At 65.6% G+C, this 24,086-nt stretch carries 22 protein-coding genes, 3 tRNA genes and 1 pseudogene; 8 read left to right on the forward strand and 18 right to left on the reverse strand.

What is annotated here, in order from left to right; all coding sequences use genetic code 11:
* Both IPM18_05715 and IPM18_05720 read right to left on the reverse strand, forming a co-directional pair.
* Positions 1-1,761: a hypothetical protein gene (locus tag IPM18_05715; protein ID MBK9119087.1), complete on the reverse strand. Its 1,761-nt coding sequence runs from the start codon at positions 1,759-1,761 to the stop codon at positions 1-3.
* Between the two features lie 27 nt (positions 1,762-1,788).
* The gene (locus tag IPM18_05720) at positions 1,789-2,607 is read right to left on the reverse strand and encodes a polysaccharide biosynthesis/export family protein (GenBank protein ID MBK9119088.1); all 819 of its coding nucleotides are present in this window, start codon (positions 2,605-2,607) and stop codon (positions 1,789-1,791) included.
* A 246-nt stretch (positions 2,608-2,853) separates the two neighbouring features.
* On the opposite strand from IPM18_05720, the gene IPM18_05725 reads away from it, so the two are divergent.
* The gene (locus IPM18_05725) at positions 2,854-4,164 is read left to right on the forward strand and encodes an AAA family ATPase (GenBank protein MBK9119089.1); all 1,311 of its coding nucleotides are present in this window, start codon (positions 2,854-2,856) and stop codon (positions 4,162-4,164) included.
* A gap of 98 nt (positions 4,165-4,262) precedes the next feature.
* Here the strand turns inward: IPM18_05725 and IPM18_05730 are convergent.
* Positions 4,263-4,336: transfer RNA gene (locus IPM18_05730), tRNA-Asp, on the reverse strand.
* A gap of 312 nt (positions 4,337-4,648) precedes the next feature.
* On the opposite strand from IPM18_05730, the gene IPM18_05735 reads away from it, so the two are divergent.
* The 4 genes from IPM18_05735 to IPM18_05750 all read left to right on the forward strand — a co-directional run bounded on the left by IPM18_05735 (position 4,649) and on the right by IPM18_05750 (position 8,205).
* Complete coding sequence (locus IPM18_05735) at positions 4,649-5,110, forward strand: chemotaxis protein CheX (GenBank protein MBK9119090.1); 462 nt, start codon at positions 4,649-4,651, stop codon at positions 5,108-5,110.
* A 10-nt stretch (positions 5,111-5,120) separates the two neighbouring features.
* Positions 5,121-5,495, forward strand: coding sequence for a response regulator (locus IPM18_05740; GenBank protein ID MBK9119091.1), 375 nt, complete (start codon positions 5,121-5,123; stop codon positions 5,493-5,495).
* 225 nt (positions 5,496-5,720) lie between these two features.
* The gene (locus tag IPM18_05745; GenBank protein MBK9119092.1) at positions 5,721-7,337 is read left to right on the forward strand and encodes a SpoIIE family protein phosphatase; all 1,617 of its coding nucleotides are present in this window, start codon (positions 5,721-5,723) and stop codon (positions 7,335-7,337) included.
* Between the two features lie 58 nt (positions 7,338-7,395).
* Positions 7,396-8,205: a class I SAM-dependent methyltransferase gene (locus tag IPM18_05750; GenBank protein ID MBK9119093.1), complete on the forward strand. Its 810-nt coding sequence runs from the start codon at positions 7,396-7,398 to the stop codon at positions 8,203-8,205.
* A 160-nt stretch (positions 8,206-8,365) separates the two neighbouring features.
* On the opposite strand, the gene IPM18_05755 is transcribed toward IPM18_05750, so the two are convergent.
* The gene (locus tag IPM18_05755) at positions 8,366-9,613 is read right to left on the reverse strand and encodes a PKD domain-containing protein (protein ID MBK9119094.1); all 1,248 of its coding nucleotides are present in this window, start codon (positions 9,611-9,613) and stop codon (positions 8,366-8,368) included.
* Positions 9,614-9,795: 182 nt separating this feature from the next.
* On the opposite strand from IPM18_05755, the gene IPM18_05760 reads away from it, so the two are divergent.
* Complete coding sequence (locus IPM18_05760; protein ID MBK9119095.1) at positions 9,796-12,225, forward strand: hypothetical protein; 2,430 nt, start codon at positions 9,796-9,798, stop codon at positions 12,223-12,225.
* 154 nt (positions 12,226-12,379) lie between these two features.
* A tRNA-Arg gene (locus IPM18_05765) sits at positions 12,380-12,453 on the forward strand.
* Positions 12,454-12,718: 265 nt separating this feature from the next.
* Here the strand turns inward: IPM18_05765 and IPM18_05770 are convergent.
* From IPM18_05770 to IPM18_05815, 10 genes and pseudogenes are all read right to left on the reverse strand, one after another.
* A pseudogene (locus IPM18_05770) lies at positions 12,719-13,861 on the reverse strand (tyrosine-type recombinase/integrase).
* 371 nt (positions 13,862-14,232) lie between these two features.
* Positions 14,233-14,664, reverse strand: a complete 432-nt coding sequence (locus tag IPM18_05775; GenBank protein MBK9119096.1) for a helix-turn-helix domain-containing protein — start codon at positions 14,662-14,664, stop codon at positions 14,233-14,235.
* On the reverse strand, positions 14,661-15,602 hold the full coding sequence (locus IPM18_05780) for an AAA family ATPase (GenBank protein ID MBK9119097.1): 942 nt from the start codon (positions 15,600-15,602) through the stop codon (positions 14,661-14,663). Before IPM18_05780 ends, IPM18_05775 begins: the two co-directional genes overlap by 4 nt.
* On the reverse strand, positions 15,599-16,723 hold the full coding sequence (locus IPM18_05785; protein ID MBK9119098.1) for a DNA primase: 1,125 nt from the start codon (positions 16,721-16,723) through the stop codon (positions 15,599-15,601). The genes IPM18_05780 and IPM18_05785 overlap by 4 nt, the downstream gene beginning before the upstream one ends.
* Entirely contained in the window at positions 16,720-17,154 is a 435-nt protein-coding gene (locus IPM18_05790; protein ID MBK9119099.1) for a DUF669 domain-containing protein, read from the reverse strand. The genes IPM18_05785 and IPM18_05790 overlap by 4 nt, the downstream gene beginning before the upstream one ends.
* 46 nt (positions 17,155-17,200) lie before the next feature.
* Positions 17,201-17,392 (reverse strand): hypothetical protein, encoded by a 192-nt coding sequence (locus IPM18_05795; protein ID MBK9119100.1) that lies wholly within the window; start codon positions 17,390-17,392, stop codon positions 17,201-17,203.
* 186 nt (positions 17,393-17,578) lie between these two features.
* The gene (locus IPM18_05800; GenBank protein MBK9119101.1) at positions 17,579-18,160 is read right to left on the reverse strand and encodes a hypothetical protein; all 582 of its coding nucleotides are present in this window, start codon (positions 18,158-18,160) and stop codon (positions 17,579-17,581) included.
* Between the two features lie 203 nt (positions 18,161-18,363).
* Positions 18,364-18,873: a hypothetical protein gene (locus tag IPM18_05805; GenBank protein ID MBK9119102.1), complete on the reverse strand. Its 510-nt coding sequence runs from the start codon at positions 18,871-18,873 to the stop codon at positions 18,364-18,366.
* A gap of 1 nt (position 18,874) precedes the next feature.
* Entirely contained in the window at positions 18,875-19,090 is a 216-nt protein-coding gene (locus tag IPM18_05810) for a hypothetical protein (protein MBK9119103.1), read from the reverse strand.
* A gap of 513 nt (positions 19,091-19,603) precedes the next feature.
* Positions 19,604-19,744 (reverse strand): hypothetical protein, encoded by a 141-nt coding sequence (locus IPM18_05815; GenBank protein ID MBK9119104.1) that lies wholly within the window; start codon positions 19,742-19,744, stop codon positions 19,604-19,606.
* A gap of 35 nt (positions 19,745-19,779) precedes the next feature.
* Between IPM18_05815 and IPM18_05820 the strand changes: the two genes are divergently transcribed.
* A tRNA-Arg gene (locus tag IPM18_05820) sits at positions 19,780-19,845 on the forward strand.
* Positions 19,846-20,086: 241 nt separating this feature from the next.
* On the opposite strand, the gene IPM18_05825 is transcribed toward IPM18_05820, so the two are convergent.
* From IPM18_05825 to IPM18_05840, 4 genes are read right to left on the reverse strand one after another with little or no spacing between them, the layout of a single operon-like run.
* Complete coding sequence (locus IPM18_05825) at positions 20,087-21,211, reverse strand: hypothetical protein (GenBank protein MBK9119105.1); 1,125 nt, start codon at positions 21,209-21,211, stop codon at positions 20,087-20,089.
* Between the two features lie 38 nt (positions 21,212-21,249).
* Positions 21,250-21,822 (reverse strand): chromate resistance protein, encoded by a 573-nt coding sequence (locus IPM18_05830; protein MBK9119106.1) that lies wholly within the window; start codon positions 21,820-21,822, stop codon positions 21,250-21,252.
* 2 nt (positions 21,823-21,824) lie between these two features.
* Entirely contained in the window at positions 21,825-22,856 is a 1,032-nt protein-coding gene (locus tag IPM18_05835) for a PD40 domain-containing protein (protein MBK9119107.1), read from the reverse strand.
* Complete coding sequence (locus IPM18_05840; GenBank protein ID MBK9119108.1) at positions 22,853-24,085, reverse strand: hypothetical protein; 1,233 nt, start codon at positions 24,083-24,085, stop codon at positions 22,853-22,855. The genes IPM18_05835 and IPM18_05840 overlap by 4 nt, the downstream gene beginning before the upstream one ends.
* Between the last annotated feature and the right edge of the window lies 1 nt (position 24,086).

Consider the following 24,086-nt stretch of genomic DNA (forward strand, 5'->3'; position numbering starts at 1 on the left):
TCAGCGCGGCAGAGGGAGTACCACCGCCGCGCCGAGGGGACCCAGCAGCCCCCCGACACGCTCCATGGTGCGCTGGTGCAGCGCCGGCCGCTCTACGGCGGTGTACGCCAAGCCGGCCGACAAGAGCAGGGCACCGATCAGGACCGCCAGGGCCGGCGTCCACAACAGCCGTGCACGCAGGGCCCGGCGCTGCTCGCGCGGCGTCGGGATCACGCCGATGCATTCGAGTACCGGCACTCCCAGTACACGCGTGACCTGGCTCACGGACCGGAACGATCTGTCGAACAACTCCGCTAGCGCGACCAGCAGCGCTGCGGCCGCCAGTCCGAGGCCGGTGCAGACCGCGAAGATGGTCGCGACACGCGGCCGTGTCGGGCGCGTGACATCCTTCGGTTCTTCGATCAGGGTGAACTGTGTGCCGCGTTCGCCGCTTTCGGCCGTCAATACACGTTCGAGGTACGTCAAATGACCCTGCCAAACACCCAGTTCTGACGCAGAGCCACCCCGCTTCTCGCGTACCAGGCGGAGGGTTTCGGTATCGGCACTCAACTGCTCGTACAACGCGGCGAAACGCTCCGTGCGCTCGTTCGTCTCCTGCCACTGAGCCGAGGTGATGGCGAGCTGCCGTCGCAGCGCATCCAGTTCCATCTCGACCCGCATGCGCTGGGTGCGCCATTCGAGCTCGGCCTTGGTGGGCTCGATGCCCGCAACCGGCGTCGGAGTGGTATCCAGGATCACCGGTGACAGTGCCGCCAGGGCCTGCCGCAGCCCTTCCAGCGCCTCGAGTTTCGCGAAGAGTCGCCGCACATCGGGATGTTCGGTTGTCATGCCACGCGTGGTGACCAGCTCGATGAGTTGTGATTTGACCGTCCGGATGCTCGCCTCGAGGGCCGGGTCGAGTGGCGGCGGGGGCGCCGGTACGGCCGCGCTGCCGCCTTCCTGTACGCCGCGCTCGGACGCCAGGAATGTGGGGACCGAAGCGAGGAACGTCTCACGCGCGGCCATCTGGGCGTCGAGTTCGGTCTTCCGCTGGAAAATGGTGTCGCGGTGGGCCCGCATCGTCTCGAGTCGCGTGCCCAGTGCCGCGATGTCGGTGGGGTCTGCGACGCCGGCAAATTCGCCGAACACGCTGCGGAGGTGCTGCTCGGCTTGGTTCAGCTCGTTGTGCAGCCGCTGGACCTCGGCCTCGAAGAACGCCCGTGTGCTCGCGAGAATTTCCTGGATGCGTTGGCGGCTCTCCTCGATGTAGCCATCGCGGAGGGCCGTTACAAACTCGCGTGCCACCATTGGATCGTTGGCCGTGCAAGTTAACGAAATCGTGTCAAGACTCTGAGAGCTTTGCAGCAACCGCACGTTCGGGGCCAGGTCATAGCGCCCGAGCAACGCGTCCAACTTGCTGCGCTCCGTCTCGCTCAGCGCCCCCGTGCCGGGAAAATCCGTCGCCTCCAACAGGCCCGCACGCACGGCGCCCCGGGCCAGCGCCCGGGAACCCACCATGTCGAGCGCGAGCGTCGTCTTCAGGTGTCCGAAGCCGTACGGTGAGTTGGTCTGCACCAGGTTCTGGAGGACGGCGTCGTCGCGGCGCTCAAACAGCGTCGCCGCAACATACTCGCGCGGCAGGTACTGGCTGTACCAGAACGCCACGGCTCCGACCACGCAGAGTCCCACCACGGCGAGCCGCCAGCGCGCCCGTAGAATGCGTCCGCACTCGTGGAGCGTGTTGCGGAGATCATCGAATGCCTGGCCTTGCTGATTGGCCATAGTTACTTGTCTCGGCTGTCCCGCTGTCTACGGCGAGAAGCGTCGCCTCGTGCCGCCGCCACTGGATCCACCGCTGCCGAACTCGGACTCATAGGTCCGCGTCGAATCAATGCCCTGGGCCGGCGCGTTGTAGGCATCAAGGACCGGCTGTACCGGATACAGCAACTCACGCACCCGATGTCCAACCCACGCCAGCGGCGTCGGGGGTACGTGGATGATGTCCCCCGGCTGGAGCAGCATGTCCTGCTCGGTGTTGCCGGCGTCCACCATTTTGTCCATGTCAATGATCAACACCCGCCGTTCACCACCATCCGGGGAGGGTCGCACCACGCGAATCTGGCTCCGCCATGCAAAGAAATTCGGTTGGGCATCGGCCAGAGCGAGCAACAGACTGTCCCGGCCCGTACAGATCCGCGGCCCGGGGCTCGTGACCTCCCCGAAGACGTAGTAGTACTGGCTGCGATAATTGGCGACCGCAACGGCCACCTCCGGCTCCACGTAATAGCGCGAAAGCTGCGCCCGCAGTTTTGCACTGATCTGCTCCGTGGATAATCCGGCCACATCGACTTCACCCAACAGTCGCAGCACGATCTTTCCGTCGGGGCGCACTCCATAGATGGCGCCATCAATCTCCGGCGCCCCGGGTGCGTGGATCAACAATGCGTCCGGCGCTCGCACGATGTACGTCCCAACGGCCACTTCGGCCTCGTCGGATCGCACAAAGGCGACACTCTGGTCGTGCGTGGACGTGCAACCGCCCGCGAGGATCAGCCCCCCCAGGAGGGGAATACCGAACCATCGACGGAAGGTCGCGGGCCACTGCGCTCCGCGGATGGACCGTCGCATGTTGCTTCCTCGAGCCACTTTGGCTCACGTGGTAGCAGGCCATCCCTGGCCACCGTCAGCAACTCCTGTCACGGCAGTTATCGACCGAATCCACCGCGGCATGAAATTGACGCCCGGAGAATGTAGCAACGCGACCCCGGCGGACACGTCTCGTGCCGTAGCGCCGCGCCGACGGCACTTTTTTCCGGCGTTCAGACCCCTCCCACTCCGCGCCGATAAAGGGTTGAATCCCGGAGATTTCGTACCGTGACGGCAGTCAATGCGTGGCAACAGTTCGGTCTGCAGCGGGCGCCGTTCGAGGGGTCTCCGGACCCAGCTTTTTTCTATCCCAGCACCGGCCACAACGAGGCGCTCGCTACACTTCAATACGCCGTCCGCAACCGTAAGACCTGTACCCTGATCCTGGGCGACTCCGGGACAGGCAAAACCCTGCTGGCACGGATCGCCATGCGTGGCACCCGCGGCCGTGACGTCCTCTGGATTCATGGCCTGGGTCAACCCGCGGACGCCACCCGGGCCGTGTACTGGCCCGCCCGCACCAGCAGCGCGACCCCTCCGGAACCACACGATTGCCTGCTGGCCGAATGGGCCCGGACCGCCGGCGCACGACTGCCCCACGCCCTCATCATCTGTGACAACGCAGACGGCTTGCAGGCGCACAATTGGCGCGACTTGCTGGCACTTGCCACAATCGACCTCACGACCAGCGCGCCAACCTTTGTGCTGCTCGGCGTGCCGGATCTGCTCAAAGTTCTCGCTGCTCCGGCCTTCATCCGCCTGCAGCGCCGCATGTTCCGAACGTGCCGACTGGCACGCCTGTTGCCCATCGAGGTCGGCCACTACATCACCCACCGGCTCTCAGCGGCCGGTGGTGACGGGCGAGAACTCTTCACCGCTACGGCAGTCGATCTCATCCACCGGTTCACCGGCGGCAATCCGGCCCTCATCAACCAGCTCTGCGACAATGCCCTGGTCGATGCCTTCGGTGAAGATCGCGTCGTGATCGAGGCACCCCACATCGTCGCCACCGTACACAACATCACCGGCGGCCTGCAGCGCCGGCGGTATTTACCCGAGCCCGTCGATACCCAGCCCGCTCACCGCACAGTGTTCGACGATGTTCGTAGCACTCAGGGTCTTCGTCGCGTGGTGGCTTCAAAGCCCGTCACCGTGACCCGGGACCCGCCGGAAAACACCGCGGCGCCCATCCCCCCTCAAGCCGCAACGCAGGATTTCTGCGAAGTTCAGCCCGCCACGGAGAGTGTTCGTTCCGATTCGATGGCGGAGGTGGAGATCGTGGACGCAACGCCTTCTACGGATGACGATGCACCTTTTGATCTCAGCGATACTCCCCTTGACGAACGCCTGCGGGCACTCGAAGCACGGCTGAGCGATGCCCTCCACCGTGTCCGCGGCGCTCGCGTGCGTCCCGCCCTGCCGCTCGAGCCCTGCGCTTCGTCGGCACCGGATCACGAGCCGGAAGTCGCACCGGACTCCCGCGCGGCAAACTACCAGCCCAACCTCGCCGGCTCGGGGATTCCCGGAACACACCCGTAGCAATCCGATTCGAGAACCCGATAAACGCGTCTGAGTAAAATGTTATGGGACCCCTTTCGGGGATACCACCTCACCCGGTTGCTCGCGACAGGGGGAAGCGAGGCCGACGGGACTCGAACCCGCAACCTCCGGCGTGACAGGCCGGCGCTCTAACCAATTGAGCTACGGCCCCAGTCGCATGCCGCCCGTGACGTGTGGTCACCAGCGACAGTCCTTGAGTATCGCACGCCTCCCGGGGGCTGTCAAATCCCCCGGCGACATTGCCGGACCGGCCACCGTTGTGCGGTTATCGAGCCCCGCACGCCAGCCCTTTCCCGCGCCCGAGCCCAAAGTACGCATTGCCAAACCCGCACCCCGATCCGGACGATGCGACCCTAGCGAGTCGTGGCGAGCCGATTGGGAATCGGCCGCCGGCTCCAGGCGTGCGGCCGGGTCTTTCCCGTGCCGCGCTGGCCGGAATGGAGTCCGGTGGAGGACAGTCTGCGTGGACGTCAGTTACATCAACCCATTCATTGAAGCAGTGGACACGGTCTTCACGACGATGTTGCATGTACAACCGCGCCGCAATGGTCTAAAAGTCAGCGACGGCAAGGCCAAGGGCGAGTTGATCACCTCCCTGATCGGCTTGAGCGGCCAGGTCAGCGGAGTGGTCGCCTTGCGGTTCCCGCCGCCGACCGCGCTAGCGCTGGCCAGCCGCATGCTGGGCAGCGATATGAACGCGGTCAGCGATGAGGTCACCGACGCGGTGGCCGAGATGGTGAACATGGTGGCCGGCTCGGCCAAGGCCCGGTTCAACCATGACCCGCCGCTCGAGCTGGGCCTGCCGACGGTGGTTGAAGGCGCCGGCTATCGGCTCAAATACCCCAGCCGATCCGTTTGGCTGGAGGTGCCCTTCAGCTCCGACGCCGGGGATTTCACCATGGAAGTGACCTACAACCCGAACTAGAGGCCGTTGCATGAAAGCGCTTGTTGTAGACGACTCCATGACGATTCGTCGCATCGTGATCAAGGCCCTCGCCATGGTCGGGATCGCTGAGGCCACCGAAGCCGCCGACGGGACCGAGGCGGTCAAGGCGGCGCAGACCGAGCAGTTCGACGTCATCCTGCTCGACTGGAACATGCCCAAGATGAGCGGAATCGATGCCCTGCGCGCCCTGCGACAGGCCGGCAACAAGACTCCGGTCATCATGGTCACGACCGAAGCCGAGAAACTCCGGGTCATCGAAGCCATCAAGTCCGGTGCCAATGACTACCTTATCAAGCCGTTCTCACCCGATCAGCTCGCGGCAAAAGTGAAGAGCACGCTCGCGCCGGCCGCCGCGACCACCTGAACCGGCGCGTCACTACACGCGCGGCGATCTCGATGGCGCCGCGGGAAGTGCGCTGACGCCTCTGGCCGCGCGCTGCGCCCAACGGTACGATGCCGCCCGGCTGTGGACGGCCGCTATGGCGCGCTTGCCGGCCACCGTGGCGCAGCGACGCCGCGCTGGAACCTGTCGACTGGGCACGCGTAGTACGGGTGGCGGTTCCGTCATTGCCCCGGAGTCTGCTCCCCGATGCGCGTGATCGTTCTCCAGAACGAGGCCATGATCGCCGACGTGATCTGCGGCCAGGAGGCCTTGTTCATCGGCTCGCGCGAGGGCTGCCGCATCCATCTCAACGATGCCCGGATCGCCGCACAACAGGCCGTCCTCTACCCCGACGCCAATGGGGGCTGGTTACTCGAACAACTCGACACACGTTGTGAAATCCGCGTGAACGGCACCCTCGTCGTCGATAAGGCCACCCTGAGCAATGCCGACGAGGTGCAATGTGGCGACTACCTGCTCCGAATCTATCCGGAGTTCGCCGACGCGGCTCCGGCGCGCACCGCCATCGGCACCTCCCGTGCGGCCCTCGAACGCTTCGCACAGGCCCGCCTCCCCGTCGGCGCGATCCTGAAAAAAACCGACGAGCCGTTGACCGTCTTACCTGGTCAACTCGACATCGTCGGCCGCACCGTCGTGGCCCTCGCCGGCATCGCCACCGTGCCGGAACTGATGGACCACGCGCTGCGGACTTTCGTTGCCACGTTCGCCGCGCAGCGCAGTTGGATCGGCCTGCGCCGCGTGAACTACGGGCCCATGGAGTACGAGGAAGGCCGGCTCATCACCGGGCAGCCCACCGATCTCAGCGAAATCGGCCACGAACTCAAGCCACGCATTCTCGATCGCTCGCAGTACATCCTCGTGCCGGTCGTCAGCGCGACCGACCGCACCTCGATTCTCGCCGGCCCGCTCGTCGGACCCGAGGGTGTGCTTGGCATGGTCTATCTCGACAGTGGCGACAGCGGCCGCCGCTTTGACATGCGTGAGCTCGACTACTTCGTCCTGCTCATGAGCGTGTTTGCGTACCAGCTTGACGCGATCTTCAAAGCCACGGCCCGGGCCCGGGCCGCGATGATCGAAGGCCAGGTCAGCGTCGCCCACGAAATCCAGTCGCGCCTTACACCCCGTAAGCTGCCACAGTGGGAGGGCGAGCTGCAATTCGGCGCGTTCCGCGAGCCCGGCCGCGAGCGCACCGGCAATATGTACGACATCGTGCGGCTCGCCAACCACAACGCGGCCGTGCTCATCTGCCACACCCCTGCCGGCGGCGCCCTCCCTTCCATGCTGATGGCCCAGGCGCAGACCGCTTTCCGTTCAGCCGGGATGCACCTGGATGCCCCGAACGTCTTCCTGCGCATGTTGAACTGGATCCTTTATGACGGTCAGAAGGACCATGCGTTGGAATGCTTCGCGGGCTACCTCGATCCGAAGTCCGGGCTGCTCCAGTACGCGATCGCCGGCCGTGAACTGGGCGCGTACATCATCGGTCAGCGCGGCGAAGAGCGTCCACTCGGCACCGACGAACCGGACCCGGCGCTAAGTCTCAACAAGACCGCCGAGTATCCGTTACTCACCGAACAGCTCGAGTCCGGTGAGACGCTCGTGCTCTTTACCCCCGGAGTGACCACTGCGAAAAACCGCCAGGAAGAAACCTTCGGCCACGACCGTTTCGTGAACATCCTCTGCGACGGCTTCGGCCAGCTTGCGAGCGTCATGCTCAAGGAGATGCTCAGCGACCTGCGCAACTTCACCGAGGGTGGTGCCCAGCCGGACGACATCACCGTGATACTCGCCCACCGCCTCTGACCATGTTACCCACAAAGTCAACTGCCCATCCGCAACATCCCGCGCCTGCGTAGGCCCCATGCCACCCGCCGACCTCATCGAGACCGACCTGCTTGACCCGCGCAATGCTGCGGAAGCCGGCGCTTGCCCGATCACGCGCGCAGTAATGCTGCCCTTCGACGAACTGCCGCGCCGTACGCACGAGCTGCCGTCCCGGTCAGTCCCTATCCGTATCGCGGGACCATCCGAAGAAGCCCCCCGTACGCTCGCCTGGCTCCACACACACGGTTGGCAGGCGGAGATCAGCACCGCATGGCAACCGGCCGACCCGCACGCACCGGTGCCGCGGTACCGCCTGTGGCGGCCCGCCGCGCTCGTGGCCGCGGTCTGCCCGCACCTCACACCGGGCCGGGCACTCGATCTCGGTTGCGGCAGCGGCCGCGATGGGGTCTACCTCGCAGCGGCCGGCTGGAAGGTCACCGGTGTCGATATTTTGCCTGATGCCCTCGAGCGCGCTGCGGACCGGGCTGTGCGATACGCGGGGCCTTCGGCATGTATAAGCTGGGTACAGGCCGACCTGAACAAAGCGGAGACGGCCGACCTTGTTCCCCCGGCGAGCTTGGATCTTGTGCTGGGCGTACGTTTTTTTTCCCGAGTGGCGCTCGCACACTGCGGCAGGTGGTTGCGCCCCGGCGGGTCGCTCCTTTGGGAGACTTTCACCGCCGAACACCGTATGCGGCATGGCCGGCCCGCAGCCACACGTGTGCTGTGCAGCGCAGAACTCGCCGCCCTGCTGCCCGATTTCGAGCTCTTCCGCAGCGAGGAAGTGTGGGAAGGGGACAGTCACACCGCCCGGGTGTGGGCCATACGATCCGTGACAGCGCGTTAGATGCTCTTCCAATGCCCCTCGCCCTTTGTGAAGAGGCGCTAATCAGCGGATTCTCGACCTGCCCCAACCTCTTCCTGTGAAGGCCGGGAAGTTCTGGGATTGCTTCTTGTTCATTCTTGGGCGAATCACGTGGCTCTGGAGCCGTCCACAATCGCCCTTGTTACCGTACGGGCGGCCCCTCGTTGTTCCACACCGGATCACTCGCCTCGACGTTGATGGACAGCCCCAACAAACCGTCCCGCGCGGCACTCCGCGCCCGTACAATCTGCCCGCTGCCCTCATCCAACCGCCAATAACCATGCAGCGTCGCTTCAAAGTCATCGATCCGGCGATCTTTACGTGCTGCCAGCTCCGCCGGGGTGCGAGCCGCGTTCCAATAGCGAATCTCGGCGAGTTGACCCGCGAATCCGACCCCCAGCGATAGACCGTCGATTACCGGCGCCGTGGCCACGGGCACCGAACCCAGTGCTACCGCGTCCACGTACACCGTGTACGTGCCCTCAGCCGGAGGGTTGTCCGGGTCGCCGGTGTCTGCCACTGGCTCTCGCACGACCGCCACGTGCCGCCACGTATCCACCAGCGCGTGGTAAGGGAAGTCTGTCGTGCTGATACCCGTGCGCAGGCGCAAGCCGCCCCCGCCGGGCGCCACCTCCAGTGCCAACCCCGAGCCCAGGACCGCGATCGCGCCCCCGGCGCCCGCCGCCTTCACCCATGCCTCGAACGTCAGTGCGCGGCGGGGCTCGCCGGCCGGTAGATCGATCGGCAGTGTTGCAACCGCCGTGCCGCCAAATTGGAGTGAAGCTGTGCGCGCCCCGACCTCGATCGTGACGGCAGCCGTGCTCTCCAAACCACCTCCGCTCACGATCCGTACCGTGGCCGAAAACACGCCCGCCCGCGTGTAGGTGTGTTGCGGCGCTACAGCCCGCGAGGTCGCCCCATCGCCGAAGTCCCAGTAATAGTCGAGAATACGATCTCCGAATGTCTCACTGGCGGCGGCACTGAATGCCACGGTGAGCGGTATTGCGCCGCGCGTCGCGCTGACATCGATTCGCGCGCTCAGCCCCGCGCCTTCAATCCGAATTTCGCTGGTGGTCACCCCCCGCGCGCCAGTCGCATCCCGCACCTCAAGCCGCACGAGGTACCGCCCCGGCTGCTCAAACGTGTGCGTCGTGGTGACACCCTCGGCCGTGCCCCCATCCCGAAAGTCCCAGGCATACTCGAGCACGCCGCTATTGCGGGAAGTGGACTGTGCCCCCGTGAAATACACCGTCAGCGGGGCTGGCCCGCGCGTCGCGGAGGCCGCGATCCGGGCCTGCACCGGACCCGTTTGGGTCGCGTCGCCCAGATTCCCCGGGCAGCCACCCAGCACAAACCCCACCACGCACCCGCACAACACCATGTGCTTCACGTGACACTCCTCACCCAGGCGGCGGACACGGCCGTCAGCACCGTCAGAGCCATTATACGAGTGCGTACGTGTCCGGCTACGCGCATCACATACCGGTCGCCGATCCGTCGTTCATCCGATACGATGGCTGCGCCGTGGGAGGGTGGATGCTGACAGGCGCTGCGTTCAAGGAGTGTTTCGCGATGCGGAAACTGGTCTTTCTCCTCCTCGTGCTCGGGATGGGTTTGCCCACACTGCAGGCCCAGGACACCCTGCGGGTGAAGAACCTGAAGGTACTCGCGGCCGTCTACCGCGGCGCCCCGGACGATGAGAAACGCATGGCGGACCACGATGTGGAGGCGTGTCGCCGCGGCTTCGAACTCGCCCGACTTTTCTATTTCCGCAACAGCCGGGCGCGTCTGAACATCGAGCTCGACTGGAAGATATTCGATGAGTCCGCCCCCGAGACAGCCGAGAACGGCGGTCCGACCATGCGCTTGATCGAGGAACAACTCCGCGCCCACGGCGTGCAGGACGGCGATTACGACGGCCTCATCGCGACAGGGATCGGGCTGAAGGGCAACTGGGGCGGGTTCCGCGTCCTCGGCGGCGCCGGTGGCTGCTTCGGCATCGGTGGCTTCTCGGGTGTCGGCTATCCGGAGTATGACGCCGATACCGGCTACGGCTGGGCATGGATCTTCGCACACGAGTTTCAGCACGCCCTCGACCTCGTGATCGTCGAACACTCCGGCTTGAAGATGTTGCACTCCCATCCCTACGTGGATCGCCTCGAGCCGCACTTTCGCGGTTACTACCTCGGGGGCGAGCACTGGGACTGGATCGCCGTCACGCTGCGCGAGTTCGACGATTACCTTTCCATCCGGGGCCTGCGCAACGAGTTTCTGGAGGTGGTCGACGCCGATGGCGATGGACTGCCTGATGATGATGCCCGCCTGCCCATGGACGAACGGCGCTTCGGCAGCGACCCGACCAAGAAGGACACCGACGGGGACGGGCTCGACGATCTCGGCGAATTCACCGCCGGGCGCTACGCCGGCAGCGATCCCACCCGCCCCGATACCGATGGTGATGGCCTCACGGACGATGTCGATCCCTACCCGCTGGTGGCCATCCGCCCGAACGTCACGTACCTCGCTCCCGCTACGCCGGCCGCAGAACAGCATGGCGCACTGCTGCTGGATTCCGTTTTCGCCCGCAACGACGCAGGTGGCGACATCCAGGTTTACGCCGGTTGGAACGAAGATCTGCTGCGGCTCTGGTTCATCGCCCCACGCACGTTCAGCGTCGAGATCAAGATCGACGGCAGCGCCGCCAACGGCTTCTGGGAAGGTGGCGATACCTATGTTTTCCGGGCCAGGGACGGCGAGGTCCGCTTCACCGGCCTGAGTCTGCGCGGCGATGTCCCCGGGGCCACGGCCGTCGCTGTGCCACCGCACCAGGGCGATGGCTATGTGCTCGACGTCACCATTCCCGCCGCACTCGGACAAGGCGGCAGCAAAGAGTTGAACTACGGTGGTGCGCGCGAGCTGGCCGACGTGGCCGACGGGCTCACGCTGGTGACCGGCCGCAGCATCGGCTTCAACTTCATCATGAAGTTTGACGACGGCACGGAGGCCGCACTCACTCCTCATCACACGATGTTCGCCAGTCGTCTTGTGAAACCCGCCACAGCCCCTGAGCGCATTCTGCTGCGCGGACCGGCACTCACCAACGCGGCAGCGCCCGCGGTCGACGTACTCGGCGTACACTCGACGACCCGCGTGCAAGTCCTGCTGGCCGAGGAGGTGGTCGGTGCCCGCGTCGGCCCGGGGCCCGTCCTGCTCGTCACACCGGCACTGGCGCAGGATGGCACGTACACGCTGCGCGCCCGCGTGGCAACGCCCGACGGTACGCCGACCGCGATCCAGAGCGCGCCGCTTCAACTGACGCTCGATCGGACGGCCGCAGCCCCCGTACTTGAGTGGGAGTCCGACGTCCTGGTCGCCACCTGCGAGCCAAGAGCAGAACTGGAGGTGTGGTGGGGACTCGACGGCGCCCCCGTGGCCCCCATCGCCGGCGCCCGCGCGGACGATGAGGGGCGCGCCACCGTCGCATTCCCCGACCCGCGCCTCCCCGGCTGGACCTTGACCGGTTATCGCGGAGTGGCCTTTGAACAACAGGTCTACGTGGAGGCCTGGCCCGAGATCAACCGCCTTTGGCGCGGCGGCGTGCCCGATGCACGCCTGCCAAACGACGGGTTCTCCTATCGTGCCGCCGCACTGCTGCCGATCACCGAGGCCGGACTCTACACCTTCGAACTCCACACGGACGATGGTTCGCGGCTCTATCTCAACGACGAACTCGTCGTGGACCACTGGGGGCAACACGGCATGTCTACAAAGCTCGGTCGCGTGCGGCTCGAATCCGGGCTGCACCGCCTGCGAGTCGATTACTACGAACTGGACGGCTGGGCCGGATTCCAGGTCCGCTACGCACCGCCTAGTGGCAAACTGACCACGGCCATCCCGGTCGTGCGAACACCACTGCCCCTGAACCAGGTTGAGCTGTACGCCGTGCAGGTCGATTCGCTTGGCAACCGTTCACCCTTTGTGGGGCCATGGCGATCGGAGTAAGCCCCGGCGCGGTCGCCGGCAGAGGAACAAGAACGATGTCCGCGTGGTTGCAGTGCTCCGGAGAACACACCGCTCGGACATCCGGGACACGAGACGGCTAAAATCACCGGGTAATCACACCAGATTCAGATCTGGTGGTGCCGTCGCCGGTGATGCGCCCGTAGCTCAGCTGGATAGAGCAGCGGCCTTCTAAGTCGCAGGTCGGTGGTTCGAGTCCACCCGGGCGCGCTTCGGAATTGTCGTGCACTCCCGCGCATTTTCGTGAAACGTCTAGGCGTTTTTGCCGATTGTCGCCAGCGCTACATTGTGTCGCCGTACGCGCGAGCTTGTGCGCCGTCGCGCGACGAAACGCGCCCCTACCGTCGGAACTACTGGCGGCATGGTCCGGCCTCGAATCTTCCGTTCCGGTCGCCTGAAGCCGCTCGGATTCCAGCGTCGGCCGGTTCAAGTCCGGCAGTACGTCGAGTCCGGCCGCGAGGTCCGTCACGCCCAACCGCGAGTAGACGTTCAGCGTGAGCTTGGGATCGGAGTGCCGCGCGAGGGTTTGCGCCGTCCGCACGTTCACGCCGCCGCGCACCAGCTCCGTGATAAACGTCACCCGCAGTCCGTGAAAATCGGCCAGTCGGCCCGCGGCGTCCTGATCGGCCAGGAAGCCCGCTTGCCACGCCTCGCGCGTCGCCTTGCCGCCGCCCGTCTCGCGAAACCACGCCCACCGCGCCCGGCGCAGGTCCAGCCGCAGCATGTGTGCGGAGCGTTGCGCCCACGTTCCAGGGAACGCCGCCGCGCGGGCCGGCTTTCCGTCGAGCCACGTCCGCAGCGTGTCGGCCAGGTCGTGCCGAATCGGTTGCAGTGTCTCGCGTCGATTCTTCGCCGAGCCAGCCACGAGCAGCACCGCCGGCCGGTCGCCGTCGAGCCGGAAATCTGACACGCGCAGCCGCGCGAGCTCGCCAGCACGGAAGCCGGTGCCGTGTGCCGTCCGATACAGCGCCGCGCGGCCGTGTCCGCTCAGGCCGCGGAAATCGGCGCCGTGCTCGGCCGCTTCGATGATGCGCCGCGCTTCTTCGGTCGTGAACGCTCGCCGCTCATATCGCTTGTCGGCGTCGAATCGCAAGCCGCGCAGGTGCGCGAGCGGATTCTCTCGCGTGAGCCGCTCGCGGTGCGCCCACCGCGTGAATTGTCGGGACGCTCGCAGGTAGTGATGAGCCGTCTGGAGAGCCATGCCGCCGGCCACGAGCCCGCCAACAGCGGTTTGAACCGCGGCCGCCGCCACGTCTGCGAAGCGCTCGCAGCCGAGCTTGTCGATCAGCACGCCGCGAGCACGTACGCCGAGTGTCCGCACCGTTTTCTCGGCAATGCCGCCCGCTCGCAGCGAATCAAGCCACCGGTCGATATGCACTCGAAGCGCAATCCGGCCGGCACTCGCGAAGCGTTCCGCCGTCTCGTCGATGATGCCGCGGCGCCTCAGAGCTTCGTCAGATATCCACTTCTGAAGGATTCGCTCGGCGTCCTTCCGGTCGCGCGTACCCGTGGAACGCTCCGGCCGCGAACTATCCGCCGCCGTCCACCGGCCGTACCACACGCCGCCGGCCTTTCGGCGATAGAGCGAACCGGCGTGCTTTCCGCGTTGCTTCGCCATGTTGTGCTATCCTCCGTCGCGTTTCCGCGGCGTCTGCCGCGTTTTTCGGCCTCGTGCCTTGCCGACACCCTTGGAAGCCGTCCGCGTTGAACCTAGGGCCGTTTCCGGCCGTTTTTCGGCCATACGTGCACCGTCGCGCACCGCCACCAGAGCCAAGCCGAGCGCGTCCATGAGCTTATCAGCGCGCGGCACCGTGCCGCGCGGCGGGGCGGCCGTCAAGCCGGGATTCTTTTTCCCCACACCCCGCGCGGGATGCGTCAGCATGTAACCCCGCGGGTGTATGTGTACCCGTAGGGTACTGTGATACCGGCACCGCCGTGCCGTAGTGAGCGGCACCCCGGTGCCGGTTGTAAGCGGCACGGCGGTGCCGGTTATGGTGCCACCCCGGACGGCATCAGTAAGCGATAAACACTTGGGCCGCTGGCCAGTGTGCCGCGCTTCACCCGGTCGATAAGCCCTCGGTCCCGAAGCCGCCGAAGCGCTTGGCGTACCGCCCGATCGGCGTATCCCGTCCGGCGCGCCAAGTCAGATACCGCGGCCGTCGCGGTCCCGTCACGCTGGCCGTGCCGATAGAGCACCAGCCATACCGCCGCGGCCACCGCCCCCAACCGGGCAAGCTCGCAATCGACAAACCCATTGAGCAGTGCAAACCGCCGCCGCACAGCGCCGCCGCCCCCGCGGGGTTTTCGCTTCAGGTGTTGCTCGGCATCCGTCGGAGCGCGCCCGTTGCGGTGTGCGGGCCGCTCGCCCAGGTCCATCGGCCGGAGCACTTCGCCGGGGGGGATGATGCGCGGGTCGATCATTCATCGCCCCCGTCATCGTCCGCCGCCGCGGGCGTCGAGCCCCACAACGCCCGCAGCGATGCCGTGAGCTTGCCGCGGTCCGCCGGCGTTGCCGGCTCCGGCTCGGTCGGGCGGAACGATTGAATGCGCCGCTCGAAACACAAGTTCACGTCCACCGGCTCGCCGTGCCGGTGTTTCAGGCAGCGCAGCGTCACAGCTTCGGGATCGTCGCAGCCCGGCACCAACACGTAAGCGGTGTCGGCCCCGTATTCAAGCTCCGAGCTTTCACGGAAGCTCGCCAGGCTCAGCCCGTCGGCCGCGTAGGATGAACGCCCGCGCTTGTCTTTCGTCCGCGCCACCGCGGACACCGCCAGCACCGCACAGCCGGCGTCCGCGAACTGACGTAGGTAGTCCATCAAGGCATCGACCGAACCGCGCTTGTCGGCGTGCTCGCCCGGCGGTCGGATGCGTTGTAGATAGTCAAGCGTCAGCAAAACACCGCCGAAGTCATCGGCCGTTGCGGCGATATTGCCCAGGTCGAACGGCGGCGCGACGAACGCCAGCCGGTCGGCCACGGATTCAAGCGTCGCAAGCCCGCGGTCGATACGGTCGGCGTGCTCGGCGCCGAGCTTGCGCTTGGCGATTGCGTCGAGCGGAACGCCAGACAGCCGGGCAAGCTGACGGTCCAGAAGCACGGCCGCGGACATTTCGACATTCGCGACCACGGCCCGCAGCGTCGGCGCCGCCCGCAGCGCGTCGATTACTAATTGCATCGACAGCGCTGTTTTCCCGCCCCCCGGCAAGCCGCCAACCAGCACCACACGCCCCGGCCCGATTTCGACGGTAGCAAGTGCGCCAGTGCCGACCGCGTACAGCGGCGGCGCGGCCCCGCTGAACAGCGCGTCGCGCCACGCATCGAACACGTCGGCCGCAGTTTGGTATTTCGGCGTCGCGGTCACGCCGCACCCCCTTCCGCGGGCCATGCCGAAGTGTCAGCCGGCGCCGACTGCACGTTGATTACTTCACCGTTGAACACGTCGCACGCTTCGCGCACGCCCGGTTGCATCGACGCCCAGCCGTTTTCAACAGCCCGGCGCACGTCCGCCGGGGGCAAGCCGCAATCGAGCGCGGATTCTTCCAGCAGCGAGAAGCACAGCGGCAGCGGGGCCCCCAGCTCGGCTAGGTTTGCCGCCGCGCTGTAGCACAGCCGATGCCGCCCCGCGCCCCGTTGTCGGTTTTCATCGCCCGCGCCGATTGCACCGGGCGCGGCGCCGTTGCGGATGAAGTCCAGCGTCAGCTTGTTCAGCTTCGTCGTGCCGTCCCCGTCCGTCACCGCGGCGCGGCGCTGGGCCGCCGCTTCGGTCTGCTCCCGCACTTGCCCCGCGGCGGTATCCCAGTGCGCCACGAGAAAGTCGGCGCTGTCGGCCGGCACGTCGGGCAGATCGAACGGCGCCGGTTTCTCGGCCCGGTCCAGAATTGCCGCGGCGCTTAGGTGCATCAGCTCATCCGTCGTGAGCCGCACCTTGTGCCGACCGGTTCCAGGATGCCGGGAGTTCGGCCCCCGGAAAGCGCGTACTTTGTCATACACGCCTGCGTCGATAATCACGGCCGCGGCTTCGGCGATTGTCTCGGCCAGTCGCCGCGCGACCCGGTGAAAGTCCGTGCTCGGGGCCGGCGCCCACAACGCCGCCGGGATGCCTGCATGGAAGCCCTTTGCGCCCGAGTAGAACCATAATTGCGCCGCGTCATCGACGCCATAGCGGTCCGACAACGCAACTGCGAGCTTGCGGGCATCCTGAAGCGCCGCGTCAATGCCGCCGGCGGTCGGCGCGCGGTCAATGTCGAACCACAACCACGGCGCCCAGCACGCCCCCGCGAAGCCCCGCGTCGAACCAGTGTTGCGCAGGTGCTCCGCGAAGTCACCGCCGAATGTGAACGCCGACAAGTAAGCTTCGGATTCAACGCGGGCGCGCGGGTCGCACTCGGCGTATGCCTGGAACGCGGCGGACCAGTCCACAAGCCGGCGCTCGGCCGAGCACGGGCCGACGATACGGTAGCCGTGTCGCATGGGGCCGTTCATTTCGCACCACCTTCCGACGTAGCGGCGCCCGGCGCGAAGTCCGGGTCTGCGGTCGGGTCGGCGTCGATGCCGATTACGTCGAAGCCGCGGACGCGGTTGTACTCGGCGCCGCCATCGTCGCGCCGCAGGGCGAGCTTCACCGTGCAGCGGATGCCCGCCGGAAGCGGCTGTTCAAGCTGTTCGATCGAAGTCACGCCGAGCTTGCCCAAGTCGCGCTTGCTCATGGGCAACGCCGCCGGCGTCAACCAAAGGTCATGCCAGAATTGCCGGCCGGCGTGCTCACCTTCCAGCACGCGGAAGGCGAGCTTGTAGCCGGGCGTGCCGCTCTTGGCGTTGAAAAGCTCCCCGCTCAGCACGCGGGCCGTGTACGTCGCCGGTGGCAGCGGGGCGAAGTCGGCCGCGGCTTCCGTGCGGTCCCACGCGTCGCGCAAGTTTCCGCTCTGACCGCTGGCAAGAATGTCAGAAAGTTTTCTGCCATTATTTGTCATGGGGCACCCCCTCGGCGGCGGGAACTGATTTACCGTCGAGCCACAACCTTAGATCTTCGATCTTGATCAGCGCCCGCCGCCGGCCGGGCAAGCGCGTGATGCGGAGCCGGCCGCAAGCAGCTTCGCTCCAGAGTGTGCGGGCACTTACCCCCACGGCTTCGGCCGCTCGCGGAAGCGACATTGCTAATGGTTCCGTCATTTTGATACCTCCAAGGTGATGCACCATGCGTCACACCGGAAGTATCCATGCTTGGACGGACGGAAATATTCAGAGCGATTTTGTCCGGCGGTACGCCGCTTCGCGTGTTTGCACGCTATGGCGAAACCCGGCTCCCGATTCCCCCGACGGACAAAATAACCCCCTTGACTAGCTGGCGAGTCGGTCGCGCCGCTCGCGCTTCCGGTGACGGTCGAGCACTAGCCGCACGTCCTGCTCGCGAACGTCGCCTAACTCGTCCGCACACTCCGCGTAGCTCCGGAAGTGCCCGGTTGCCCACGCATTCAAGATGCGGTGTTCCACACGTCCGCCGATCTGCCGCGGCCGGCCACGCTTGCCGGTCCGAAGTCGCTTCGCTCCCTCTGTTGCCACCGCGTCCGGAAGCATGTCGAGTTCGCGAAGGGATTTGCCGACTGCGGCGAACGCCGCCGCAAAGCCAGCCCGGCCGCGTACCACGCGCGCCAGCTCGCGTATTCTCGCCGCGGCTTTCAGCACGGCAGCGGTCGCGTACGGCGGTGAGCCGGAAAGCGCTGTGAGCGCCGCGCGAACGTGCTCAGAAAACGCACGCTCAATCGCGATTGATTCATCGAAAAGTGATTCCGGAAGCCGCACGCAATCGTCGGTGAACGTCGCCGCTTGTGAGAGTCCGGCGGCCGTGCCGGCTCGAAATCGGACGTTGCCCAAGTCGGCGAGAACGTCGCGTGCGTACACACTGAAGAGTCTAATTGCCATTTTCTACCCTTCCCGCCGGTAGAGCCCGGCGCCGCGTCGCGTGAGGGTAGTAGTGCACGCGACGCGGCGCCGAAGCGCTGTGGTAGCGAACCGCAGCCCGGCCGATAGATGATTGTAACACAAAAAAACCGGCCCGGCTTGGTTCGGACGCCGGACCGGCCGGAGAGCGCCTGCGCGGGAGTCTGTCGCGCCGGCAGCTAAGACTAGTGTGATTCGTTGTTCAGTGCCGCGTGCAACTCGGGGTGCCGCTCTGGCCACCTTGCCAATTCATCGCGTGCGGCCATTGCCGCGCGTTTTGCGGCGGAAGCACACGAAGAAGTCAACTTCAACTCGCGAAGGCGCCGTTCCGCGCTTTCGGCGAAAGCCACGACTTCCCGCACCGCCTGTTGCCGTGCCGCTTCACGCGCTGCAAGCTCGGATGCGAGCGATTCAAGCCGCTCACGCTCTTTGAGCGCTTCGTGCACATCGCGGAGTGCGTCCTCGTTCAACGAAAGCTCCGCCGCCGCTTCGGCGGCCGCGCGGAGTTCGCCGGGAGTCGCGCCAACCTTGCCCAGGGCGGCCACGACTGCGTACCAGCAGTCTGCACGTCGTGCTTGCTCTCGCCGCTCGTCGGCTAAAGCTTCGTCGCGCTCGGCTGCGCGGTGCTGAAGTAGTACGTCAAGCGGATCGTGCACAACGGTGGCGGGTTCAATGGTTGTAGATCGTCGCGCCATGCTATCGCCCCTTCCTGCGCGTCGGCTTCGTCGGGGTAGTGTTGACCGAGCGCGTGAGGTTGTCCCTGATGCGACGGTCGGTGGCGTGCAGATTCATCAGCGAAATTTCTTCGTCCGTCAGCCCCCGCATCAATGTTGGTAGTGGCACGCGCTGGTTTTTGGCAAAAGCCAGCATTCTGCTAAGGTGTGTAATTGCCAGATCTTCTGCACGCGTCATTTTTGTTTCACCTTTCGTGTTCCCGTAGTAGGTTGTGTGCCGAAATAAACCAGCAGCTTTTCGCCGGTGCGCAAACTACATCCGCGACCTTCGACGACTCGACGAAGTGTGCTTCTACTCACTCCCGCGCCTTTCGCCGTCGTGGCCAACGGTTGCAGCAGAATCCTGCGTCGCAGCCATTTTCCGATTGTGCTTGCGTCCATCGACATGACCAGAATTGTACATGGTACATAATGTAGAGTCAACTACTTGTGTAGCTACCACTACAGACCCCCACGGCCACCTTGCAGGATTGCCCCAATTCTTGCCGCGCACCCCACAAATGGCGGGTTGAAGTGTACCCGATGCTACGAATATCTAGAGAAAAACCCGTTATTAGCGTCCCAACAAGGCTCGCCGCCATTCGGATTGAATACCTTGTTTCGCTAGAATATCTGCGGCTCTTGTTCGCAGCCGCCGGGGGGGGTGCGAAAAGAACCTACGTCGCCGTCAGGAGCCGCGTAGCTCGGCCGTTCAGTCGCCAGCACCGCCAGCGCGAACACTTCGCACGATGCCGAGCACCGCCCGGCGTAGCGGCGGTGCCAGCGTCGGCCACGCCGCGAGCACTTCGGCGAGTTCCGAATCGTCGCCAACCGTCGGCACTACTGGCGGCACCGATTCGGCACCGCTCGTAAGTGCATTGTCTGTAGGCGCTTGCGGAAGAGAGCAGCGGCCTTCTAAGTCGCAGGTCGGTGGTTCGAGTCCACCCGGGCGCGCTTCGGAAATGTCACACCGTGCCGCGCCATTCCGCGCAGCATCCCGGTATTTTCCGCGATGATCACCCGCACTACCCTGCATTCTTCACTGGGCTATTCCATGCGCCCCGGTTGCACCGTACCGCGCTCCGCGTGTTCCGGTCGCGGGGTCCACACCCAGTAGCCAAGCGAATTTCACTGGCACAAGCCCGGGCACCGCGCCCCTCGACAAGCAGGTGTCCGCGCGGAATAGGGGCGCACTCTACGTGTAGCGCCCGTGCGCATGTACTGTGCGGTACATGACCTCCGCGTTTTCCAGGCAACGCGCTGTCAGGGGCACCATGAACGGCGCGGACGTCGGCAGGACGACGAATCCCCCGCCCGGCGACCCGTCGCGCAGAGCCGCCCGTACCTCGGCTTCCATCTCCGCAGGCGTCCCTGCTTCCAGCGTGCGGGCCTGCACGGCACCCATCAGGCAGAGCCGAACTCCGACGCGCCGCTTGATGTCCGCCAGCGTGACGTCCGCCGTCGGCATTGGCAGTGTTTCGAGCGGCTCCAGCGCATCGGCCCCCGTCTCAACAACCATCTCCAGCAGCGCATCGAGCATGCCATGACAATGGATGATTGCGAAATTGCCAGTCGCGTGAATCTCGTCGATCAGTAGCCGATCGTACGGCACGACGTAGCGCGGAAAGAAGCGGCGGGGATTCAACAGCGGTGCGCTGCAATACTCCGGCCCCCAGAGGCGGAAGGCCGCATTCTCCAGGTGCGGGCCGAGCGTTCGTACGCCGCGCATCAACTGGTCATTCGCACGTGCGAGCAGTGCCTGGATCGGGGCGTCGTCGCGCGTGCAGCGGAGCGCGAAGTCAGCATAGTCAAACAGGCCCACCACGCGTCCGACCGCATCTCCCGGGTTCGGACAAAGCACCCCGCGTTCTCCCACGCACGCGGCCAGGGCACGCAGCGCCGCCACGTCGTACTGCAACGGCGGATCGGGTAATGCCAGCACACGCTCGATGTCCGCGTCCGTTTTGATCAGCGGTTCGATCTGCCAACTCGTCATCAGGCCCGCATCGCGCCGCGCTACGCTGCGCACTGGTCCGCGGGGCGTCTGCACGGTTGTCACGCGTACGATGCTCCCGACGGATTGCGCTGCCACCTCGAACTGAACCCGGCCGGGCTCCTGCGCCGTAAAAAACACCGGCAGTTCGAGCGGGAGAAAGATAAAACTGTCACCGTACCGCTCTTCGAGCTCGAGGAGCGGAGCGTAAGACGATTCTCGGTTCGGCCAGTCATCGTTGAACCGGGAGTACTCGTAGAGCGTGACCGGAACACGGTCCGGCGTACTGCGCCGCAACGCGGTCAGGAGTCGGGTGCGCGGTGTCATCGCAGATCATTGTAAGGGAGAACGTGCGTGCCACAGATTCACATGGGCGGCACCGCGGTCGCTCCCGGGAGGGCGTCCTGAGCAGCCCGTAGTTCATCGAGGAACTGCAGGGCCGCGTCGAGACAGCTTTGCGGGTCGGGTGCGGTGTTGAGGGCATCGCCGAGACCGAAACGGACACGCTCGAAGAAGGGCTCAGAATTCAGCGACCAGGGTGCGATTTCGAGCTCCTGCACAACCTCAACAAGGGCCTCCACGAATGGATCATGGAGTCCGAAGCGCTCCACAATGATGCGCGCGGCGCACCGCCCCGGCCGCCGCGCCAACTCCGCGCCCGGTTCATCGAAAGGGATGCTCCCCGGCCAAGACTCGGCTACGAGGGCTCGGGCACCCGGGGACACCATCCGGGTCAGCAGCCAGGCGGCCACCGCCGTATCGGGTTCGAGCCGGCGGCTGGTACGGTACACTGGCAGTTCAGCGCCGCGGGCGGTTGTCGGAGCAGACTCGGACTCTGGCCCCGTGGCGAAAGGCGCAGCGGGATCGGATGACCACAGCAGGAGGGTCACAAGCACGACCAAAACCACCAGGATGAGAGCAGCGCCCACAGAGCGCATGGCTATTTCCAGTCCGGGTCCCGGCACGGACGCGGATCATCGGCTCCGAATGGAAAGATCGGTTGCGCTGCGCCACCAGCCGCCGGAAGCACCCATAGCCCCAGCCGCCCCCCGGCGCGGCTGGAGGTGAAGACAACCCAGCGTCCGTCGGGGCTGTAGCACGGGTGCATGTCACTCGCGGTGGATTCGGTCAGGCGTCGCAGGCGCCGGCTTGCCACGGACACGGTCCAGAGATTGAAGTGCCCGCCGGCGTTGCTTGCAAAGCAGACTTCCTGCCCATCGGGGGACCAGGCCGGTTGAATCGAATAGGCGTCAAGAAGCGAGAGCTGTCGCATTTCCTGGCGCTCGGTACGCATGATCCAGATTTCGCTGATGGTGATGGCGGTCGCCGCTCGGGCGTGCAGGTTCGAGTACGCCAGCCACAGGCCATCCGGCGACCAGGTGGGGTAATGCTGGTACGAGATCTTTTCCAGATGCGGCTCAAACGCGCGCCGCGCCTGGTGATAGATTACGAGGTCGGTGTTGTCGGTCGTGCGGTCCAGACTCGTGGCCATCGCAATCCGCAGATGATCCGGTCCGATCGCGGGGTGCATATCGAAGCGTTCTGCCGAGGCGAACGGGAGCTGCTGCGGTGTGGATCCCGCCCGCAGATCGAGTCGCCAGAGTTTGCCGTCGACCGTCTCATACACGATGTGCGAGTGATCCGGCGCGAGCGATGGCGCTCCCTCGTCGTAGGGGGTCTGTGTCAGCCGGCGAGGAGGCACGGCGGGATCAAGGTTCCAGGAGAACAGGTCCCATTGGCGCTCAACTTCCGCGCAGAAGACCAGCAGCGTGTCGGCGGGCGGATCGAACGTCGGCGCCGGTGCGGTCGTCGGCTGCAGCGGAGCCGGGCTAGCAGAGCGTTCAACCTCCTGCCCGGCGGTGACCAGCACCACACACGTGAGCACCGGTAACAATGCCGTCGCCGACGCGCAGCGAAGATTTCGATGACGGGGTGCGGCGCAGAGCGTGGCACGGGCGGGCGTATCGGTCATCGCTCGATCTCCACGACACGGCTCACGGTCCCGACGTGATTGCGGAACGTGGCCAGGTTCACGGTCAGCACATGGCGCCCCGGTGCCAGCGCAGCAACGTCCCAGGGGTAGGTGAACGGTACATGCCCCTGCTCGACCTCCAGCAGGCGACGATCATTCACGTAGATGATCAACTCGAAGCGCTGGTCATTGAGAAAACTTCGCTCGGCCGGATCGGGCACGTCCACGCGAAACAGGATGGTGTCGCCACGGAGCTTCAGAGGTGCGCCTGGTTCCGCGGGTTGAGTGGTCGCCGGCGCAGTCGTGGAAGGCGTCTCCTGTCCCAGAAATTCCAGCGTGAGACCCGGATCCCGATTGAGGTGCGGCGGAATGGCCGCGTGCGGGGAGAGAACGGTGGCTGCGTCTCGAACGCGCGTGACTTCCGGGTGCCGCGGGCGTGTGGCTGCAACGCGTGTGTAGTAGGCGCCATATCGCTCGGTGGTGTTACCCACGGTGAGAATGGCCGCGTCCGGCAGCGCAAAGGCAATCACACCCACACGCAACTGGGCGAGGCCTGTGACGACCCGCACGCGCTGTTCGTCATAACCGTCCCACGGCTCGATGTTCAAACCGGCGGGACGCGGTTCCCAGTTCACAATCGTCTTCAAAAGAGGACCGTTCAGTACGGCCGCGCGTACCAGTACACGGGCGGGTCGCGGCAGAGTGTAGCCGAGTTCGGTCGCACTCAACGGCCGAACCTCACCGGCATTCAGGCGCTCGCCACCGGAATGAAGCCACGGCGCCCAGATCGCCGTCTCCTCCCCCGCGACGGCCTGGAGGTGCACGCTGTAGGCCTCATCGGGCACATTGACGCCGTCCACGTCCCGACCATCCCATTCGAGAATGCACACGCCGGCCTGCTGAGGGACGCCATCCGCCACCCGTGCGATCAGTTCCCGGTTCGGACCGTGAATCGTGAGTGTGACGGTGGCGGGGCGCGAAAGCTCAAATCGAATAGGAATACGCTCTTCTGCGGCTACGCGAAACGGCCCGCCGAGAATCGTCACCTCGCGGAGGGTGAGCGGCGCCGGTGCAGCCAGAGCGGGGCCGGTGGTAACTGGTGGGGTGGCGTCCTGGGACCACGCTGCGGGCATGCACAGCCAGAGTCCGAGGAGACTCACGCAGATTCCGAAAGCGGCACCGGTGTGCCAGCGTATGAAAACGGTTGAATTGTGCGAGAACGACGGCATG

The sequence above is a fragment of the Phycisphaerales bacterium genome, from assembly GCA_016716475.1.
GTDB lineage: Bacteria > Planctomycetota > Phycisphaerae > UBA1845 > Fen-1342 > JADJWG01.